Source organism: Gemmatimonas aurantiaca T-27, from assembly GCF_000010305.1.
In the GTDB taxonomy this organism is placed as follows: domain Bacteria; phylum Gemmatimonadota; class Gemmatimonadetes; order Gemmatimonadales; family Gemmatimonadaceae; genus Gemmatimonas; species Gemmatimonas aurantiaca.
On the sequence record NC_012489.1, the window covers coordinates 573847 to 593752 of the forward strand.

The 19906-nt window shown below is 64.4% G+C and carries 15 protein-coding genes; 10 read left to right on the top strand and 5 right to left on the bottom strand.

Annotation, left to right across the window (positions count from 1 at the left end):
• Window positions 1-63 precede the first annotated feature (63 nt).
• A complete protein-coding gene (locus tag GAU_RS02545; protein WP_197526035.1) occupies window positions 64-552 on the bottom strand; it encodes a CoA-binding protein in 489 nt (162 codons plus the stop codon).
• A gap of 14 nt (window positions 553-566) precedes the next feature.
• Here GAU_RS02545 and GAU_RS02550 point away from each other — a divergent pair, with 14 nt between their 5' ends.
• On the top strand, window positions 567-1712 hold the full coding sequence (locus GAU_RS02550; protein ID WP_012681990.1) for a saccharopine dehydrogenase family protein: 1146 nt from the start codon (window positions 567-569) through the stop codon (window positions 1710-1712).
• A 58-nt stretch (window positions 1713-1770) separates the two neighbouring features.
• Here GAU_RS02550 and GAU_RS22110 read toward each other — a convergent pair whose 3' ends face one another.
• The gene (locus GAU_RS22110; RefSeq protein WP_012681991.1) at window positions 1771-3486 is read right to left on the bottom strand and encodes a methyl-accepting chemotaxis protein; all 1716 of its coding nucleotides are present in this window, start codon (window positions 3484-3486) and stop codon (window positions 1771-1773) included.
• Window positions 3483-4715: a branched-chain amino acid ABC transporter substrate-binding protein gene (locus GAU_RS02560; protein WP_012681992.1), complete on the bottom strand. Its 1233-nt coding sequence runs from the start codon at window positions 4713-4715 to the stop codon at window positions 3483-3485. Before GAU_RS02560 ends, GAU_RS22110 begins: the two co-directional genes overlap by 4 nt.
• A 316-nt stretch (window positions 4716-5031) precedes the next feature.
• On the opposite strand from GAU_RS02560, the gene coxB reads away from it, so the two are divergent.
• The 6 genes from coxB to GAU_RS22115 all read left to right on the top strand — a co-directional run bounded on the left by coxB (window position 5032) and on the right by GAU_RS22115 (window position 10966).
• Window positions 5032-6321, top strand: a complete 1290-nt coding sequence (coxB, locus tag GAU_RS20245) for a cytochrome c oxidase subunit II (protein ID WP_012681993.1) — start codon at window positions 5032-5034, stop codon at window positions 6319-6321.
• A gap of 30 nt (window positions 6322-6351) precedes the next feature.
• The gene (ctaD, locus tag GAU_RS02570; protein ID WP_012681994.1) at window positions 6352-8232 is read left to right on the top strand and encodes a cytochrome c oxidase subunit I; all 1881 of its coding nucleotides are present in this window, start codon (window positions 6352-6354) and stop codon (window positions 8230-8232) included.
• Window position 8233: 1 nt separating this feature from the next.
• The gene (locus GAU_RS02575; protein ID WP_012681995.1) at window positions 8234-8926 is read left to right on the top strand and encodes a cytochrome c oxidase subunit 3; all 693 of its coding nucleotides are present in this window, start codon (window positions 8234-8236) and stop codon (window positions 8924-8926) included.
• 4 nt (window positions 8927-8930) lie between these two features.
• Window positions 8931-9275 (top strand): cytochrome C oxidase subunit IV family protein, encoded by a 345-nt coding sequence (locus GAU_RS02580; RefSeq protein WP_012681996.1) that lies wholly within the window; start codon window positions 8931-8933, stop codon window positions 9273-9275.
• Between the two features lie 141 nt (window positions 9276-9416).
• Window positions 9417-10340, top strand: a complete 924-nt coding sequence (locus GAU_RS02585) for a cytochrome c oxidase assembly protein (RefSeq protein WP_012681997.1) — start codon at window positions 9417-9419, stop codon at window positions 10338-10340.
• On the top strand, window positions 10337-10966 hold the full coding sequence (locus GAU_RS22115) for a hypothetical protein (RefSeq protein WP_012681998.1): 630 nt from the start codon (window positions 10337-10339) through the stop codon (window positions 10964-10966). The genes GAU_RS02585 and GAU_RS22115 overlap by 4 nt, the downstream gene beginning before the upstream one ends.
• A gap of 118 nt (window positions 10967-11084) precedes the next feature.
• Here the strand turns inward: GAU_RS22115 and GAU_RS02595 are convergent, their stop codons facing one another.
• Window positions 11085-11678 (bottom strand): Bax inhibitor-1/YccA family membrane protein, encoded by a 594-nt coding sequence (locus GAU_RS02595; RefSeq protein ID WP_425483086.1) that lies wholly within the window; start codon window positions 11676-11678, stop codon window positions 11085-11087.
• 120 nt (window positions 11679-11798) lie between these two features.
• Between GAU_RS02595 and GAU_RS02600 the strand changes: the two genes are divergently transcribed.
• The 3 genes from GAU_RS02600 to dacB are packed head-to-tail and all read left to right on the top strand — an operon-like array spanning window position 11799 to window position 15242.
• Window positions 11799-12398, top strand: coding sequence for a hypothetical protein (locus GAU_RS02600; RefSeq protein ID WP_012682000.1), 600 nt, complete (start codon window positions 11799-11801; stop codon window positions 12396-12398).
• The gene (locus GAU_RS02605) at window positions 12395-13600 is read left to right on the top strand and encodes an acyltransferase family protein (protein ID WP_012682001.1); all 1206 of its coding nucleotides are present in this window, start codon (window positions 12395-12397) and stop codon (window positions 13598-13600) included. Before GAU_RS02600 ends, GAU_RS02605 begins: the two co-directional genes overlap by 4 nt.
• Before the next feature lie 4 nt (window positions 13601-13604).
• Window positions 13605-15242, top strand: coding sequence for a D-alanyl-D-alanine carboxypeptidase/D-alanyl-D-alanine endopeptidase (gene dacB, locus GAU_RS02610; protein WP_012682002.1), 1638 nt, complete (start codon window positions 13605-13607; stop codon window positions 15240-15242).
• Window positions 15243-15524: 282 nt separating this feature from the next.
• On the opposite strand, the gene GAU_RS20250 is transcribed toward dacB, so the two are convergent.
• Entirely contained in the window at window positions 15525-19763 is a 4239-nt protein-coding gene (locus tag GAU_RS20250; protein ID WP_052574199.1) for a beta strand repeat-containing protein, read from the bottom strand.
• Window positions 19764-19906: the final 143 nt, after the last annotated feature.

The following is a 19906-nucleotide window of genomic DNA, read 5'->3' on the forward strand; positions in this document are numbered from 1 at the left end:
ATCGCGTCACTGGGGGCGCTTTGCCAGGGCGCTTTGCCAGGGCGCTTTGCCATGGCGCCGCGCTTAGCGCTTGGCCCGCTCGAGCTCGATGTATGTGCAGCGGTCCTGCACCACCAGCATGCCTGCCCGCGCGAAACGCTCGGCCGCTTCGGCGTTCCGAATGCCGAGTTGCATCCAGACCACCGATGGCTCGGCGGCGAGGATTTCCTCGACGTGCCCGGGAATGTCCTCTGATTTCCGGAAGAGCTGTACCATATCGGCGGCCGGATCGACGGTGGCCAGAGAGCGGTGCACGGGCACGCCCAGGATCTCTGTCACCTCCGGGTAGTACACGGGCACGGGGACGATGTCGAAGCCTTTCTGCTGCATGTAGGCGGGCACCGTATGGGCGGGGCCCCCGACTTCACGGGGTTTGATCCCGATCACCGCCACACGTTTGACCTGTTGCAGGATGTGGTCGATCTGTTCCGGCGTGTCGAGCAACCGTGCTCGCCAGTCATCCGGCCCCGGGGTTACCTTCGAAGGCATATCGTTCCGATCCAGCGTCTCCATACCGGAGTTCCTCGATGCGTGTGTTGGTTCTTGGCGCGGGGCTGCAAGGCACCGCGTGTGCGTTTGACCTGCTCAATGATTCACGTGTGAAGCAGGTCCTGCTGGCCGATCTGCAGTTGCCTGCACTACCCCGTTTCCTGCAGGATGTGGCAGGATCCCGTCTCGAGCCGCTGGCGCTGGATGTGCGCGATGAGCAGGCTGTACGCGCCGCCTTTGCGCGCTGCGATGGGGTGCTGAGCGCCATTCCCTACTATTTCAACGGCACGCTGGCCCGTCTTGCGGTCGAAAGCGGCGTGCATTTTGCCGACCTGGGCGGCAACACCGCCATTGTGCAGCAGCAGAAGCAGCTCGATGCCGAGGCCAAGGCCAAGGGGATCTCGGTCATTCCCGATACCGGTCTCGCACCGGGTATGGTGAATGTCATCGCGCAGCACGGCATCGATCAGTTCGATACGGTGGATTCCGTGAAGCTGTTCGTCGGCGGGTTGCCGCAGGTGCCGGAACCGCCGCTTGGCTACCAGATCGCGTATTCCATCGAAGGCATGGTGGACTACTACACGACACCGTCGTTGGTGGTACGCGGCGGACAGCCCACCACCGTCGATGCGCTCTCCGAACTCGAAACGGTGGTGTTCGATGAATCGGTGGGCGCGCTGGAGGCGTTTCACACCGCCGGTGGTTTGTCCACGATGGTGTATCGCTACGCCGGCCAGATCCCCGTGATGGAGTACAAGACACTGCGGTATCCGGGACATGCGGCCATCATGCGCAGTGTTCGTGATCTGGGCTTGCTGGGCACGGAGCCGGTGGATGTGAAGGGGCAGCACGTGGCGCCACGCGATGTGTTCGTGCGTGTCGCCGGCGCGGCGTTGCGCAAAGGCAAACCTGACCTGGTGGCATTGCGTGTCGTGGTCACGGGCATCACCGGTGGTGCACGCACGTCGCGGGCGTGGGAAGTCGTCGATCGCTATGACAGCGAACGGGGCATCTCGGCCATGATGCGCACGACGGGATACACCCTCGCGATCACCGGACTGCTGCAAATGTCGGGTGCCATCGCGGCAGGTGTGCACACCCCTGATGAGTGCATTCCACCTGCGCGCTACTTCGAGATGCTGGCCGCGCGCGGGATTCTCGTACGCGAAGTCGACGCGGTTTGACGCCGGGCCGATGTTGCGAGCGCCTGCCGATCGCTCATGAGGATCGGCAGGCGCGTTGTCATGTGCGGAACTCGCCGATCAGTCCGCGCACACGCAGGCTGGCTGTCTGCAGCATTTCCGCGGTCGCGGACACTTCCTGCGCCGACGCCGATGTCTGCTCGGTGCTCGCGGCCACTTCTTCGGCTGCAGCGGCATGCCCTTCTGCTGTGTCGCGTGCATCGTACAGCGAGCGCTGCACCTGACTCAGTGATCGGCGATTGCCCTCCACCGCCGTGGTCACGCGGGCTGTGGCGCCGTCGACCTGGGCCGCTGCGTGTTCGATGCGAGCGAGCGCGCTCCGCACACCCTCGGCAACGGTTTCTGCATCACGCAGTCGTGTCGCACCAGATTCCACTGCGGTTGACGCGCTGGCGATGCGGCCGCGGAATCGCTTCACGTTTTCGGTGACTTCATTGGCCGCGTGGGCGCTCTGTTCGGCCAGCGCGCGCACTTCCTGCGCCACGACCGCAAACCCGCGACCCGCACTGCCGGCCCGTGCCGCTTCGATGGCCGCGTTCAGTGCCAGCAGATTGGTTTGTGTGGCGATCTCCGAGATGACATTGACAAAGTCATCGATCACCGCGGTGGCGTCACGCACGGCCACCATCTCGTCGCGCGATGCCTGTACCACCTCGCGCGCACCGAGCAGGGTGTCGATCGCGACCTGTACCTGGTCGCGTGCACCGTTTGTGGTGTGCCGAATCTCGCGCCCCACGCGGTCGGTTTCTTCCGCTGCTTCACCGATCGTGGCTCCGGCCTCCGCGAGCTCCTTCACAGTTTCGCCGGCATGGTTCAGCGAGGTGAGCTGCATCGTCGCACCATGGGAGATGTCCATGATGGCCGACGTGACATGCTGTGACGACGCGGCGGCGGAGGAGGCCGACGCGGTGAGCTCGCTGGCTGCGAGTGTGACCTGATCCGCTTCTTCCTGCACGCGGGAGAAGAGCAGGCGCAGACGTTCGCGGGCCTGCCGCATGGCGTCGATCAGTTCGGCGTACTCCTGCGCAACGTGAGCGGAGCCGGCCGCATAGGGCGGGTCGCGCAGGTCACCTGCACCAATGGCCATGAGTTCGTCGCGCAGTTGTACCATGGGCTGCGTGATGGCTCGCGCGGTCGAGAGGCCAAAGAAGGCCGCCACACCAAATGCCAATGTCACCACCACGACCAGACTGGCTTCTGCATTGCGAAGTCCTTCCCGCATACGATCGATCGCATCACCAGCGCCCACCCGTGCCTCACGACGCAGTGCCTGCAGCTCCGTCTCGATGGCCTGGATGTCTTTGGTGGTGAGGGCCAGTACACGGTTGGCTTCCTCCGTACGCTGCGCCAACTGCCACGCACGGGTCGTCGCCACGCGCACCTCGAGGGTGGCCTGCAATCGGCCGATGGTTTCGAGTCGACGCCGTTCCTCGGCGCTCAACAGGCTCTTGGACACCGCGTCACGACGCAGTTGCTCCGCCTGCACGGTGAGACCCTGGTACTGCTGTTCATCGCTCTCCGTGCCGGTGCTGAGGTAGCGCAGTCCGGCCACGAGTTCGCGCAGCGCGATGTTGGTGGCGCGCTCCACGAACTCGGAACGATCCGTGACGTCATGGACGGTGGCCTCGGCCTGCGCATTGCTGCGGGAGAGCCAGAACCATCCCAACACACCCGCCGCCACGAGCAGGGTGATCGACGTACCAAACCCCGCGAGCAGTCGGGCGCGGATGGTGGAGATCTGCAGGAGGTGCCTCATGGTGCGCCCGCCCCCGTCTTCGGGACATCAGTCCCGGTACCGGTGCCTGCAGCTCCAGCGCGCGTCACCCGGGTGAGAAGAACCGGGCGCCCCTTGATGTCGTGATTCTGGTCAAAGGCGATGCGTCCGACGACACCATCCACCGAGGGAGTGCCGTTGCCGATGCCTTCGAGGGCCATGCGCAGGGCCGGGCGAGTGTTCGCGCCGCCGGCAACGGTTCGCCCGATCACGATGGCCGCGTCATATGAAAGCGCCGCGAAGCCGTCGGGTTCCTGGCGGAACCGATCACGATAGCGGGCGAGAAAGTGCATCGCCTCGGGGCTCGACGCCCGGTCGGCGCGAAAGAAGGCCGAGACGTAGGCGCCGACGGCGATGGTATCGCGGGCAATCCCCTCGGTGCCGTCGCCACCGACGAAGGGCACACGGACGCCTCGGGCACGGAGCGACCGCAGGAATTGCACGGCGTCGTCGGCGTCGCCCGGGAAGAGCACCACGTCGGGTTTGCGCAGGGCCACGAGGCTCGCGTAGGCCTCCCACTCCGTGACGCCGGTCAGGTAGGGATCGCGGGTGGCTACGATGCCACCACCTTTGCCAAACACGTCGGCGAAGGTGCTGGCCCAATCACGTCCATACGAGTCGTTGCGATAGATGATGGCCGCCCGGCGCGCGCCAAGGGTGTCGAGCACCCAGTGCGCGGTATGCTGCGCGGCGTCGGCGTCGCTCGGGGCAACACGGAAGAACCAGGGACTGACCCCACTCAGGCGCGGCGAGGACGCGGTCTGGGAGACCATGACCACGCCGTTGGCCCCCTCATGCTCAGCATCCGCATAGATCGGCACCGTCTCCAGAGTGTTGCCACTTTCCGGGTGGCCCACGACGGCGATCACCGTAGGATCTTCGCGGAGCTGTTCGGCCAGTCGGACCGGGCTCGAAACACCGGCCGGTGGTAGTCGCACGGCAAACCGGGTCGGGCCGGCCGCGTTCAGCCGTTCCACGGCGAGTTCGAGCCCACGGACAATGTTCTCGTAGCCTGGGGTCCCCGGGATGGCACCAACCCCGATCGCATGAGGAGCGCCGTCGCCAGCGGCCTGACGTTGGCATGCGCCGGTGGCCGCCAGTCCCATGATCGCCATGGCGGGCAGGGAGCGGGCCAGTCCGCGATGCCGGAAGGGCCATCGCGTGGGGGCGGGTTGGGCGCGGGCGGGTGTGCGGAGCTGGAGGGGGATCACGCCACACAGACGATTCGCGGCCTGTTCGCGAAACGGCAGTCGTGTATGGGATTTTCAGAGTGAAAAACGGGCTGATCCGGAGGGCCGAGTGGTGCGAAGAAACCAGTGAATAGGGTTCATGCCGGTTACATCGCGAAAAATGTCGGGCAAAGCCCGAGAAGTCGTCAGGCTTTGCTTGCGGTGGCCCAAAACGACGGTTTAGCTTCGCACTGCTGTCCCACCCCCGGCTGTCCGCCGAGCGCCCTTGTCGTACGCCCTCTGCGTACGTCCAGGACCGTCAAACGGCAGTCCTATCAACTCCACATCAGGATCCGGCATGGTTGGCACGTTCCGCCCGCGGCGAGTGGCATCCGCCGCGCTGCTGGGGGCTCTGGCCCTCGGGCTCGCGGCCTGCGGCGGCGAGTACCCGAACTCGACGTTCAATCACTACACCGAGTACAACACGGCGATCGACGCGCTGTGGGACAAGCTTCTCTTCTGGGGAACGCTGGTCTTCATCGGCGTCGAAGCAGGCCTGGTGTACACGATCTTCCGCTATCGTCGCCGTCCTGGCGGCGCGACGCCGAAGCAGGTGCATGGGAACACGGCGCTTGAAATCACCTGGACGGCCATTCCGGCCGTCATTCTGGTGTTCATCGCCATCCCCACGGTGAGCACGATCTTCAAGACTCAGGCCAAGGCTGCGCCTGATGCTCTGCAGGTCGAAGTCATCGGTCACCAGTGGTGGTGGGAGTTCAAGTACCCGCAGCTGGGCATCACCACCGCCAATGAGCTCTATCTGCCCAATGGGCGGACGGTGAACTTCCAGCTCAAGACGGTCGACGTTTTGCACTCCTTCTGGATTCCCCAGATGGGCGGCAAGCGCGATCTGGTCTCGAACCGCACCAACTATCTCTGGTTCACGCCGAACGCGGATCTGCCGTCGTCGGCCTGGAACGGCTTCTGCGCCGAGTTCTGCGGTGCGTCCCATGCGAACATGCGGTTCCGCGTGTACACGGTGACGCCGGCCGAGTTCGAACAGTGGGCGGCCCACCAGAAGCAGCCGGCGGTGTTCAAGGCGCCTGTGGTTGCGCCGGCCGCGGCCAATGCGGGCACCACGCCGGTGCAACTGGCGTCGTTGCAGCAGGGTGCGGTGGGTGATTCCAGCGCGGCGCCGGCCGCCCCGGTGGTGCCGGTGTGGGCGTTCCCGAAGGAGCGCCTGGACGCGGAGTTTGCCTACACGGTGCCCACGGCCAAGCTGCCGACGGCCATCAGCTTCGACGAGTCGTTGCTGGCACAGGGTGACGCGGAACGTGGCCGTCAGACGTTCTCCCGGTCTTCGTGCATCGGCTGTCACGCCATTGGCGGTACGCCGTTCACGTCGCCGATCGGGCCGAACCTGACGCACGTCGGGACGCGCTACACGATCGCCGCGGGTCTTTACCCGAACGACGCGAAGCACCTCGCGTACTGGATCAAGAGTGCCCCGCACATGAAGCCCGGCAGCATCATGCCGACCGTGGGCAAGGGCCTGACGGATCCCGTGCGCAAGAACGTCATCAATGTCGGTGGTCTGACTGACCCCGAGATCGCTGACATCGTCGCTTACCTCCAGGCTCTCAAGTAGCCGCCCCCGTCAACGACAGAATTCGACACGATGGCAACCATCGCTGCCGCGCCCCCGTACACCAAGGCCTCCACGGCTCCCGACACCGGGATCATGTCGTGGCTCACCACGGTGGACCACAAGCGCATCGGGGCGCTCTACCTGATCTCCGGACTGATCTTCTTCGTCGTCGGTGGCCTCGAGGCCGCCATCCTTCGTGCCCAGTTGGCCACTCCGAACGGCAAGATCGTGTCGGCGGAGATGTACAACCAGCTGTTCACGATGCATGGCACGACGATGATCTTCCTCGCCGTCATGCCTCTCTCGGCGGCGTTCTTCAACTTCCTGATCCCGCTGCAGATCGGCGCTCGTGACGTCGCGTTTCCGCGACTGAACGCCTTCTCGTACTGGATCTACCTGCTCGGCGGCATCTTCATCACGGTGCCCATCTTCTTCGCGATGGCGCCGGACGGTGGTTGGTTCGGTTACGCGCCATTGAGCACGAAGGCGTATTCGCCGCAGGTGAACATGGACTTCTGGGTGCTGGGTCTGCAGATCCTCGGCATCTCGTCGCTCGCGGCCGGTTTCAACTTCATCACGACGATCATCAACATGCGTGCACCGGGCATGACGCTCATGCGCATGCCGATCTTCACGTGGATGTCGTTCGTGGTGCAGTTCCTCGTCGTGCTGGCCTTCCCGGTCATCACGGTGGCGCTCGTGTTCCTGCAGTTCGACCGCTTCTTCGGCACGAACTTCTACACGATCGCCAAGGGCGCTGACCCGCTGCTCTGGCAGCACCTCTTCTGGGTGTTCGGTCACCCCGAGGTGTACATCCTGATTCTGCCGGCCTTCGGTCTCGTGTCCGAAGTGCTGCCGACGTTCTCCCGGAAGCCGCTGTTCGGGTACCCCGTCATGGTGTACTCGGGCATCCTGATCGGCTTCCTCGGCTTCGGCGTGTGGGCGCACCATATGTTCGCCGTCGGCATGGGTCCGATCGCTGACTCGGTGTTCTCGCTGGCCACGATGCTGATCGCCATTCCGACGGGCGTGAAGATCTTCAACTGGATCGCCACCATGTGGGGCGGCCAGATCAGCTTCACGGTCGCCATGAAGTTCGCGATCGCGCTGGTGGGCATGTTCACCGTCGGCGGTATCTCCGGCGTCATGCACTCCTCGCCGCCGGCCGACTTGCAGCAGACGGACACGTACTTCGTGGTGGCGCACTTCCACTACGTGCTGTTCGGTGGCTCGGTGTTCGGTCTGTTCGCCGGCATGTACTACTACTTCCCGAAGATCACGGGCCGTTTCCTCAGCGAGAAGCTGGGCAACTGGCACTTCTGGATCTCGTTCATCGGCATGAACCTCACGTTCTTCCCGATGCACTTCAGTGGTCTGCTGGGCATGCCGCGCCGTTACTACCAGTACGATGCGGGTCAGGGTTTCGATCTGTTCAACATGATGTCGTCGGTCGGCACGCTGATCCTCATGGTCGGCACGCTGTTCGGTCTCATCAACGTCTGGAAGAGCTGGAAGGGTGGCAAGCTGGCGTCGAGCAACCCCTGGGGTGCTGCGACGATCGAGTGGGCCATTCCGTCCCCGCCGCCCGAGTACAACTTCCTCGAGCTGCCGACGATCAAGTCGCGCTATCCGCTCTGGAACATGAAGGAAGGCGAACAGCTCGTACACGAGACGACGTACGAAGAAGAGAAGAACCTGCACATCCCCACGACGAAGGAATCCGGCATCGTGATGCCGAATCCCTCCATCTGGCCGCTGATCACCGCCGCCGGCATCGTTGCGATGTTCTGCGGTATGCCGTTCATGGACAAGAAGCCCGCTGTTGCCGTCGCCATGATGATTCTTGGCACGCTCTGGTGGGTGGGCTCGCTCTACAAGTGGCTGCTGACGCCCCTCGAGGATCACCACTAAGATGACCGCTACCACTGCTCCCGCCGCCCACGGCGACGGCCACGCGCACGGCGGCGGCGGCCATTACACGACCCTCGGGCTCGACAACCGCAAGATCGCCATTTGGACCTTCATCGGGTCCGAGTGCATGCTCTTCGCCTCCCTCATCTCCACCTACCTGATCTACAAGGGGCGGAGTCCGGAGGGACCGTATCCGCATGAGGTGTGGACGAACCCGGCGACGGGCCAGGTGTTCAAGCCGATCCTGAACATCCCGGTCACGTCGGCGTCCACCTTCGTGCTCCTGATGTCGTCGCTGGCGATGGTGTTGGCCCTGGCCGCGGTGCAGAACCGCCACGTGCCCAAGACCACCACGGGTGAACGCATTCTTGGCAACTCGAAGTTGTGGCTGTGGATGACCTGCCTGCTCGGCATCGTCTTCCTCGGCTGTCAGGCTTACGAGTTCACGTCCTTCATCCACGAAGGACTCACGATCCGCACGAACCTCTTCGGCTCCTCCTTCTTCACGCTGACCGGCTTCCACGGCGCGCACGTGACGGCCGGTGTGATCTGGCTGTTCACGCTGCTGGCGATCGACTACAAGCGTGGCCTGGAACCGAAGGATTCGTTGCTCGTCGACATCGCCGCGCTGTACTGGCACTTCGTCGACGTGATCTGGATCGTGATCTTCACCCTCGTTTACCTCATCAAGTGAGGCGATGATGGCTGATCATTCGCAGGGGGCGCACGGCGCCCACGCTGAGGACCATCCGACCTGGTCCACGTACTGGAAGGTCGCCCTGATCCTCACCATCATCACCGCCGTCGAAGTCTCGGCGTACTACATCCCGGCATGGGAAAACAGCTGGATTTACGTCCCCAGCATGCTCATCATGTCGTCGGTGAAGTTCGTGATCGTGGTGGCGTACTACATGCACCTCAAGTACGACCACAAGCTGTTCCGCGCGCTGTTCACGGGACCGTTCATCGTCGCCAGTCTCACGCTGATCGGCCTGCTGTTCCTCTTCTCGAAGCTGGTGCTTCGATTGGGATCGCTCAGCTGAACGCGTGACGACAGACTGACCCCTCCACGGGTACTGCGGGTCCCGGTGGGCGCCATACGGCGTTTCACCGGGACCCGTTGTCGTTGCGAGATGTGGGGCCTCGGCCGGATCCCGTCTACGATCGGTTAGATTGCCGGTATCATGCTGGCACTCCTTCATCCTGTCGCCCAACTCTCGCTCCGCGAGTTCTCGGTCCATCCGAGCACGGCCATCGGGATCGCTGCCTTCGGGGCAGCCTATATCTGGCGCGCGCGGCAAGGACCGTCGGCTGCCGATCTGCATCCGGTGTCGGTCGGTGCGGCATCGCCTGATGCCGGACCTGCTGCGGCTCTTCCGTCGCCCGTTGGGGCCGCGGTCGGCCCTACGATGGGACAGCGGCTGTCGTTCTTCACCGCGCTCGCGCTGCTCTTTGTCACGTTGAATGGGCCGTTGCACGACCTGAGCGATTTTTATCTGTTCAGTGCGCACATGGTGCAGCACCTCGTCCTCACGCTGATCGTGCCGCCGTTGATGATCCATGGCACACCCGGGTGGATGCTGCGCCCGTTGCTGCGACGCCCCGCGCTGTACCGTCTGGCGCGGCGCACGACGTCGGTTGTGGCCTGCTTCGTCATCTTCAATCTGGTGCTGGCATTCTGGCACTTGCCGCCGTTGTACAACCTCGCGTTGGCGTATCACCCGGTGCACATCACGCAACACCTGATGTTCATCGCGGCGTCGGTGTTGATGTGGTGGCCACTCATGTCGCCGCTGCCTGACCTGCCGCGAGCACCGTACCCGGCGCAAATGCTGTACTGTTTCCTGATGGTGATCCCGATGTCGATCATCTCGATCTACATCGCGATGGCCGATACGCTGTTGTATCCGGCGTATGCGATCGCCCCCCGTATCATGGGCATCACGCCGATGGACGACCAGCAGTATGGTGGCCTGATCATGTGGATCCCGGGCGGTGTGTTTTTCTATGCCGTGATGACCGTGGTGTTCTTCAAGTGGTCGGCGCGTGGTGAGGATGACGAAGCCAGTGCCCAGGTGACCTGGGCTCCCACGGTGAGCAACGGATGACCCGAGGCCACGAACGACGCGGCGATGGCGGAGGTGGAAAACCCTCTGCGGGCAAGCCAAAAGCTGGGCGGCCCAAGGCTGGTGGAGCCAAAGCCACCGGTGCCAAATCGGGCGGCCGAAAGGGCGGCAAGCCGTCGTCAGACAGTGCCAGAAGTGGCAAGCCCAAACCCGCAGGCGCTGGGCGCGGCGGGGCCGCCGATCGTCGATCCTCCGACCGTCGATCCGCTGCGGCGCGGGATACACGCGATGCGCGACCGGACGCCACGCGAGGTGTCGCGCGCGAGGTCACGCCGATCAAACCCTCCGGTCCATTTGTGGAGCTCTCCCGCATCGTGCATGCACCGGCCAGTGCGGTGTTTCGCATGGTGAACGATCCCACGAAGCGGGACTGGGCACCGGAACGCCTCTATCGTATCACGAGTGCGCTGCCACCGCGGTTTGCGCGATTGGCGTTTCCCGATGGGTCGCAGGCAGCCATCGCCATCGTACGTCAGGGCAACACTCGCACGGCGGTCAGCGTGGAGCACACCATGTTGCCGGAGTCGGTCGACGCGGACGTGTTGCGTCGGCGGTGGAATGATGCCCTGGCTGCGCTGAGTGAGGCGTTGGACAGCGACTGGGGCTAGAGGTTCATCCGCTCGCCGAGTAGGGCGACGGTGAAGATGGTAGAGACAAAAGGAAAGCCTCCGGAAACCGTTAGCGGTCCGGAGGCTTTCTCTACCCGCTACACTCTGCATCCCGTGTCTATTCGGGAGCACCAGCCAAAGCCGCATTCACGCGGCGTGGAAGGGCTGGGTGCATGCGCCACATATAGGCGCCCATCGCGGCGGCCGCGATCAGATTGGCAACGAAGACCTGAGCCCACGTGAGTTCACCGAACCCACGGGCCAACACCGTCGTCCAGCCGATCCAACCCACTTCGAAGGCGACGAACAGGCCTGCGAAACCGATGAACGCTGATGGCACACGTTCGGCGGAGTTCACGACCCACGAGAACACCACGCCGACAACGCAGAACACGATGAAGTGAAACAGCGTGTATCCGAGAAACGCACCAGCGCGACTGGGCTGGGCTCCATCGAGGAACAACGATGCAATCGCGTTGCCCAGCATCACCGGCGTGCCGAGCAAGTCTCCTCGCGTGGCATCAAGGATGGCGAACCAGACCGCGATGGCGGTGGCGCCGATGAGTCCAACGGAAATACCCTCACGGGCGACGGCATTATTGGCTGACATCCGATGCCTTCCTCCACGTTTGCGGTGACCATCGGGTTTGCCCCTCGACAAACCCGGATGTTGCAACCACACTGCGTTTGACAGCGACGCTGGTGGCGTCACCCTCTAGGCTCTACCACCGGCCGCTGCCCTGCGTTCCCGTTCAACCTTTCCGTCGTGCCGCGTGTCGGAGTGTCAACACGATGGACTTCGCGAGAGTATCACCCGATCCCGCCGCCCGCCATGCCATACTCCGCACGCTTCACCATCCGTCATGCGGTAGCCATCACAACGCCGCTCGTGTCAGCCCTTGCGGCCTGTGGTGGCGGCACGTCGGACAAGGCAAAAGCGGGGGCTGACACGGTCGCAACCGGCCCCATCTGTACGAGTCGCGATACCACCGCGGTCGGTGTCGCGGTGCGGGAGTTCATCACCTATGCCCGTCCTACGCCGCAGCGCTTCCTGAGCGCCGCCGGAACCGATTCGGCATTGCCGGACGACGGGTTCAAGGTGCTGCAGGACAAAGGACCGACGTACTTCTACACGAGCGATCCAAAGGGACAGGCGCAGGTCCGCGAGAAGTTGGAGTACTCAGGGCCCTACGCGTCCATGCTGGTGGTGTATCGTGGCAAGACCGAAGCCGACAACGGCAACACGGTGACCGTGACCCTTGGCGGTCACTACGTCGGTGGAGAACACGACGGAAAGGTGGCCGACAATCGCACGATGGTGGTGCGCTGTGATACAACCGGGTGGAGGCTTGCGTCTCCATCGGCGGCACCGACCGCGGCGGATAGCGCGGCCGCAGGCACTCCCACCGGTACGGTGGCGCCCAAGCCGTGACGTCACCAACGGGCAGCTTCAAGGCGGAGCGACTGCTGTCGCTTGATGTCTTTCGCGGTATGACCGTGGCCGGCATGCTGCTCGTGAACAATCCCGGAACCTGGTCTGCCATCTATCCACCGTTGCAACATGCGCCATGGCACGGGTGGACGCCGACGGATCTGATCTTCCCCTTCTTCCTGTTCATCGTAGGAATCACCACCGAACTGTCGCTGCGGGCACGTCGCGCGCGTGGTGATGATGAACAGGCAATCCTGCGGCAGATCCTCAAGCGCGGTGCGCTGATCTTTCTCTTTGGACTGCTGCTGGCCGGCTTCCCGTTTTTCACCTGGCCGCCCGGATTGCCTGGTGCGTCGTTTGGCGAGCGGGTCATCGATCGTTTCGAACACTGGCGCATCATGGGCGTACTGCAACGCATCGGTGTGGCCTATCTGTGCGGCGCGCTGCTCACCTGGCGCACCACCGTGCGGCAGCAGGGTGTCATTCTCGCCGCGCTGCTGTTCGGTTACTGGGCTCTCATGACGCTCGTGCCGGTACCCGATACGGGCGTCGCGGGACGTTTTGTGCTCGACAAGCCCGATCAGCTACTCAGCGCATGGCTCGATCGCACGGTGCTTGGCGTGAATCACCTGTGGAGTGGCGCCAAAACGTGGGACCCGGAAGGATTGCTGAGCACCATTCCGGCCATTGGGACGATGATCTGCGGCACCTTTGCCGGTCGATGGATCGCTCGGCAGGAACTCACGTTGCACGAGCGCTTGGTGGCCTTGTTCGCCGTGGGCGCGCTGGCGATGATGGTGGGGTTGATGTGGCATTGGGTTTTCCCCATCAACAAGAGCATCTGGACCAGCTCCTATGTGGTCTTCACCGCAGGGACGGGCGCGGTGACACTGGCCACCTGCATGTGGCTCATCGATGGGATCGGGTTGCGACGCTGGACCTTTCCGTTCGTCGTGTATGGTACCAACCCGATGTTGGCGTTCCTTGGCTCCGGCCTGATGGCGCGGTGCATCTCCTCCCTGTGGACCTGGGAGACAGGGGACGGATCACGGATCTCGGCGCAGGGATTCGTGTTCAAGACTGTGTACGCGTCATGGCTCCCGCTGCGGGAGGCATCGTTCGCGTATGCCGTTTCCTTTGTGGCGCTCTGGTTCCTCATTCTCTGGGCCGCATGGAAGCGTGGTTTCGTTCTCAAGGTGTGATGTCATGATGGCACGAAGCTTCCGGTCCCCGCGTTGGGTGTCCGCGCTGGTGATCGGATCGTTGCTCGGTGCGCCTCTCACGGAGGGGCACGCAGCGCCGTCCGCGGGTGCTCTGTCCTCGCGATTGCTCGTACAGAGCACCCGCACTCAGGCCAAGAAACGCACGACGACCACCAAAAAACGTCCGGCTCGCGCCACCACGGCCACGAAACGTCGCGCGACCAAGGCGCCCATTGTGCCGGTGCTGCGCTACACCACGCCGCGTGGCACCGAAGCGCTGACCAGCGATCTGTCCACGCTGCTTGGCAGCCGCACCCGCAATGGCGATTGGGGCGCGATCGTGGTGAGCATCTCGCGTGGCGATACGCTGTTTGCGCGCGGCGCCGATGCGCCGATGGTGCCGGCCAGCACGATGAAGCTGTTCACATCGGCCATCGCTTTCGAGAAGCTGGGGCCTGAACACACGTTCAGCACGGATGTGCTGCGTGATGGCACCGTGGATGCCAACGGCGTGCTGTCGGGCGACCTGGTGCTGCGTGGTGATGGCGATCCGTCGCTGTCGCCGCGGTTCGTGCGGGGTGGTCCCGACGCGTCGATGAATCTGCTGGCGCAGTTCACCGCCGGTACGGGCATCAAACGGGTGACCGGCGACATCATCGCCGATGCATCAGCGTTCGAGTCACGCCGCATTCCCGAGGGATGGCTGAGTCGGTATGCAGGAGCCGGGTATGCGGCCCCGTTTTCGGCGCTGTCGCTCAACGAGAACATTGTCATCGTAGGGGTCACGCCCGGTGGGTCCGGTGACGGCGCGAAGGTGTTTCTGGAGCCTGCCACTCAGGCGCTGACCATCACCAACACCGTGCGCACCGTGGCCGGTGGCGGATCCCGCATCACGGCGCGCCGTGTGGGCGATGATCGGGTGGTGGTGTCGGGCACCATCGGCGCGCGTGCAGGCACGGTGCGGTATCAGCTCGTGGTTGGTGATCCGTCCACCTTCACCGCCGGTGCATTCCGCGCCGCGCTCGAGGCACAGGGCGTGAAGGTGGATGGGGCCACCAAGGCTGGACGCACGTCGTCAACCGCTACCGTGGTCACCAGTCTGCCGTCACCCCCACTGGCTCGGCTCGTGTCGGTGATGAATCGCGAGAGCATCAACCTTTACGCCGAGATGTTGTATCGCAACGCGGCGCGTGGAGCGGACAAGACGACCGTTGGATCGGCCGAGACGGCGGCGACGGTGCTGAAGGACTTCATGGTGCGCCAGGTCGGTGCCGCGCCCGATGCCGTGACCGCGACGGATGGCAGCGGTTTGTCGGTGCTCGATCGGGTGACACCGCGTTCGCTGGTGCAGCTACTCGATCATGCGCATCACGCCCAGTGGGGCAGCGCCTTCCACGCGTCGTTGCCAGTGGCCGGTGAGTCCGAGCTGCTGCGCAACCGCATGCGCGCCACACCGGCGCAGGGGAACCTGCATGCCAAGACGGGCACGACGAATGATGTGATCGGTCTGTCGGGCTACGTGACCGCCGAGAACGGCGAGATTCTGGCATTTGCGTTTTTGTACAACGGCAAGGATCGCTGGCATGCCCGCGAGACGATCGACGCGATGGGACCAACCATGGCGGCGTTTTCGCGGGACTAGCGCCGGGGCCGGACCTTTCATTGGGATGTAGAAACGGGAGCTGGAACCACGGAAGCTGGTGGAACGGGAGCTGGTCCTACGGAAGCTGGACGAACGGGAGCTGGACGGACGGGGAAAAACGGGAGCCGGACCACGAAACCGACACTGCGGTCGTTGGTCCGGCTCCCGTTTTTCCCCGTCCGTCCAGCTCCCGTCTTCACAGCTCCCGTGGGTCCAGCTCCCGTCCCACCAGCTTCCGTAGGACCAGCTTCCGTCGTCCCAGCCCCCGCAGTTCCAGCCCCCTTACCGCCCCTTCTTTCCCCGCTCCTTCCCGCTCTTCAACGGCCCCTTCGCGGTCCGTGCCCCTACCGCCGGGTTCAGTGAACCCACCACTGCTCCCGCACGGGCCGCCGCGATGAGCGAGCCGCTACCGGTTCCCGCCACCACGGTGCTGTTGTAACCCACCGCAAAAGCGCCGGTCGCGCCACTCGCCGGCCCGGTCACGGCCCACAGCAAATCCGTCGATCCCGTGCTCATGTTGCTCCACGACGTGCCGTTGTAGCGCAGGATCGTGCCGGCCTCACCGGTCGCATAGAGATCCGTGGCGCGAAGGCCCCACACACTGGTGAGCACGCGCGTCGTGCCGGTGTTCATGCTGTTCCAGCCGGCCCCGGTCGACGTGAATGCCAGACCGCTCGTGCCACCCGCGCTGGCACCCACCGCGAGCACATTCGACGCGTTCTCCGCCCAGATCCCGGCGATCGTACCGGACGTCGGGGCATTCATCGCCGACCAACTGGTGCCGTTGAAGCGCAGGACCACACCCGCTTCACCCGAGACGTACACATCGGAGGCGGACGACCCGAAGACCGACCACAGTGAGCCCGAAATGGAGGCCACCACGTTCCAGGTCGATCCATTGAAGCGCACCACCTGACCGGCCGACGTCACCGCGTACACATTGCTCGCGCTCGTGCCCCAGAGGCCGTAGACCGCACCGCTGCCCGGGAACGCCATCGTCGTCCAGTTGCTGCCATTCCAGCGCAGCATCGTGCCCTGATCGCCAGCCGCAAAAGCTTCACTGGCGCTGCTGCCCCACACCGTGTTCAGCGTGCTGGTGGTCGGAGTCGATTGACGGCTCCAGGCACTGCCATTCCAGCGATAGATGGAGCCGAACTCGCCCACGGCCCACGCGTTGTTCGCACTCGTCGTCCACACGTCGATCAGATCCGGGGACGCATTGAGCGTCTCCCAGGAGGAGCCCGGTGTGCGCATGACGAGACCGCGTTGTCCACCGGCGACCAGGTTGCCGGCGCCGTCCAGGGCGACCGCAAACAGGCGCGGCGCATACGGCGTGGACATCGGCGTGACCGAAGAACCGTTCAACTGCAACAGTCCGTCATCGGTCGCGAGGTACATCCGTCCGCCGTTGGCACTGCTGCCCACGATGCCGAAGAGATCACCCGTCGCCGAGCCGGCCGCGACACGAGTCCACTGCGTGCCATCGAAGCGCAGAATGGTGCCGAAGGTGCCGACGGCCGCCACATTCGAGGTGGACGTACCGGACACCGACATCAACACCTCGGAAGAACCTGATGGCAGTTTGGTCCAGGCAGAACCGTTGTAGCGCAGAATCTCGCCACCGGTGCCCACCGCGAAGGCAGTACCACCGGTGGACCACACGCCAGACAACGCCTCCGACGAACCGGTGCTGGTCGCGCTCCAGCTCGAGCCGTTGAACCGCAGCGCCGTGCCATTGGCACCCACCGCGAAGCCCAGCGACGCGCTCTCGAGGAAGACACCATACAACGTCTGCGCCGTGCCGCTGCTCATCGTGCTCCATGAACTGCCATTGAAGCGCGCGATGACACCATTGGTGCCCACGGCAACGACATTGCTGGCGCTGCTGCCACTCACGGACACGAAGCGGGTGCCGTAGCTCGATCCACTCGCCGACAGTGTCCAGGTCGAGCCATTGTAGCGGTAGATGTTGCCGATGGAGTTGACGGCAAAGATCGACGACGCATCGGGCGCATCCAGCGCCACCACATCTTCATGCAGCGCCCCGCCGAGACGGCTGCTGGTCCAACTGTTCACCAGTTGCGTTGGTGCCTGCGGTGTGGCCGTGACCGTGATGGCCGACGTCGCCTGCTTGGACGTGTCGATGGCCGACGCCACCGTGATCACCGCACTGCCGAGGCCCGTTCCCGTCACCAGGCCCGCGAAGTTCACGCTGGCCACGGCGGGATTGCTGCTGCGATAGATCACGGCCTGCGACAGCGAACCTTGCGCCACCACCGAAGGAGTGAGCTGCACCGTCTGACTGGCGGCGATGGTTGCCGACGCCGGTGTGACACTCACCGACTGCACCTGCGGCACCACCGTAATGGTGGCCGATGCGGACCGTGTCGTGTCGGATACTGATGTCGCCGTCACCAGCGTGGTGCCAAAGCCCGCTGCCGTCACCACACCACCGGCGGTCACGGTAGCGATCGACGTGTTGGCGGACTGCCAGGTGACACCCTGGCCGGGGCCTGTTTCGCCCGTGATACTGGCGACAATGGTTTGCTGCTGGCCGAGCGAGAGTGCCACGGTGGCCGGCGCCACACTGACCACGGACGCCGCGCGCACCGTGACGGTGGCGGTCGCGCGCTTGGTGGTGTCACCAGCGGCCAGGACGGTGATCGTGGCATTGCCCGCTGCCACGCCGGTGGCCGTGCCATTGGCGGCAACGGCTACGACCGACGGATTGCTGGTGCGCCAGATCAATCCGGTCGGCGCGCCGGGATCACCCGTCACGGTGCCAGAGAAGGTGCGGGCCTCACCGGGCGCCAGGATGATCGTCGTCGGCGAAATCGCGATGCTGTGTACCACCGACACCACCTGCACGGCAATTGACGCGCTGCGGGAGGTATCCGCTACCGACACGGCGGTGATGGTGGTCGATCCAAAGGTGACGGCACTGATGAGACCCGTCGCGGACACCGTGGCAATGCGCGGATCTTCGGAGCGCCATGTCACGGTCCGGTTCACACCGGCATCCGCCTGCACCGACGCCGACGCCTGTCGGGTCTGTCCCACTTCCAGCGACACATTCGTCGGCGACACCGTGACCACCGGTGCATACCGCACCGTGATGAGCGCGGTCGCACGGCGGGTTGAATCAGCAGCGGACAACGCGGTGATGATGGCCGTACCAACGGCATTGGCGGTGACCATGCCCTCGTCACTCACGCTGGCCACCGAGGCGTTGCTCGTGCGCCAGATGATGGCCTGTGAGGCACCCGGATCGGCCGAGAGTGTGGCCTGAAGCGGACGGCTGTCGGCCAGGAACATCGACAACGCCGTGGGTGACAGATCGAGGTCCCGCACGATCGGCACCACGGAAATCGTGGCCGAGCCGCGGCGCGTGGTGTCGGCCAATGACACGGCTGTGATCGTCGTGCTGCCCTGCGAGACACCCGTGACCATGCCACTCTGTGAAATCATCGCGACGGCCGGATCGCTCGAACGCCACGTCACTGTGGTGCTCATGCCGGCTTCGATGGTGACCTGTGCGGCAAGGGTGCGTGTCTCACCGGCGCCCAGCGACACTGAAGCGGGGGAGACCACCACCACACGGGCCGGACGCACGTCGAGACGAACCGAGTCCTGCAAGCGAGGATCGGCAGCCGCGGTCAGGCGCAGCGTCGTGGTCCCCACACCAAGCGCCGTCACGACGCCTGATGCGGAAATGGAGGCCACCGACGGCTGGCTGCTGCTCCACTGCACATCGCGTGACTGCGTGCTGTCGACATCGATGATGGCGTTCAGTGATACATCGTCGCCGATCCACAACGTGGTGGGCGCGGCGTTGATGCGCACATGGCGCGCCGGCGTCACGGTCAGCAGTGCGGCGGCTGTCACACGGGAGTCGGCAATCGCGGTCACGCGCACCACGGCGGTGCCTGGGCTGATGCCGGTGGCCACGCCACTCGAAGACACCGTCAGCACACCGGGGTTTTCACTGGACCATCGCACGGCAGCCACCGCACCCTGATCGGCGTCGAGGGTGGCGACGAATGAGAGTTGATCGCCGGCGCGCAGCGTGCCGGTGGCGGGTGTCAGCGACAGATCCCGCACCGCGAGCACATGAATGGCGATGTCCTGCACAAAAGCGCCGATCTGCGCGCGCACCGTGGTGCGGCCAGGCGCGCGTGCCGTCACGACGGCGGTCGTACCGCTACCTGCCACATCGGCCACGGTGATGTCGGCACTCGACCAACTCACGGACGTACCGGCGATCGCACCGCCGGATGCATTGCGCACCGTGGCGTTGATCTGCTCGGACGAACCGATCGCGGCCAGACTCACCGACGATGTGGAGAGTTGCAGACTGGCTGGTGTGTTGCCGCCACCCCCACCACCGGTACTCGGTCCGGTGGTGGTATCTGCACCACCGGAACAGGCCGCGAAGAACCCTGTGGCGAGCATCAGGAACGTGGCAGCAGCCGTACGAGCGGCGCACGACGTCGAATTGTCCAACGAAATAAGACCAGTCATGGCATGCGAGGAATCCAAGGAACACGTGAAAGACGGTTCGATCCTTGGACGACTCACGCACGCCGGCGGCACGATTGGCACAATGTGTTTCGTTGTTCCGTCACACCCTCGGAACACGTGTCACATTTCACGCAATCGCCAAT

Excerpts from the sequence above, each read along its gene's own strand:
- coxB (WP_012681993.1), top strand. The coding sequence starts at position 5,032 with ATGGTTGGCACGTTCCGCCCGCGGCGAGTGGCATCCGCCGCGCTGCTG.
- GAU_RS22115 (WP_012681998.1), top strand. The coding sequence starts at position 10,337 with ATGACCCGAGGCCACGAACGACGCGGCGATGGCGGAGGTGGAAAACCC.
- GAU_RS02575 (WP_012681995.1), top strand. The coding sequence starts at position 8,234 with ATGACCGCTACCACTGCTCCCGCCGCCCACGGCGACGGCCACGCGCAC.
- dacB (WP_012682002.1), top strand. The coding sequence starts at position 13,605 with ATGATGGCACGAAGCTTCCGGTCCCCGCGTTGGGTGTCCGCGCTGGTG.
- GAU_RS02600 (WP_012682000.1), top strand. The coding sequence starts at position 11,799 with ATGCCATACTCCGCACGCTTCACCATCCGTCATGCGGTAGCCATCACA.
- GAU_RS20250 (WP_052574199.1), bottom strand. The coding sequence starts at position 19,763 with ATGACTGGTCTTATTTCGTTGGACAATTCGACGTCGTGCGCCGCTCGT.
- GAU_RS22110 (WP_012681991.1), bottom strand. The coding sequence starts at position 3,486 with ATGAGGCACCTCCTGCAGATCTCCACCATCCGCGCCCGACTGCTCGCG.
- GAU_RS02585 (WP_012681997.1), top strand. The coding sequence starts at position 9,417 with ATGCTGGCACTCCTTCATCCTGTCGCCCAACTCTCGCTCCGCGAGTTC.
- ctaD (WP_012681994.1), top strand. The coding sequence starts at position 6,352 with ATGGCAACCATCGCTGCCGCGCCCCCGTACACCAAGGCCTCCACGGCT.
- GAU_RS02580 (WP_012681996.1), top strand. The coding sequence starts at position 8,931 with ATGATGGCTGATCATTCGCAGGGGGCGCACGGCGCCCACGCTGAGGAC.
- GAU_RS02550 (WP_012681990.1), top strand. The coding sequence starts at position 567 with ATGCGTGTGTTGGTTCTTGGCGCGGGGCTGCAAGGCACCGCGTGTGCG.
- GAU_RS02545 (WP_197526035.1), bottom strand. The coding sequence starts at position 552 with ATGGAGACGCTGGATCGGAACGATATGCCTTCGAAGGTAACCCCGGGG.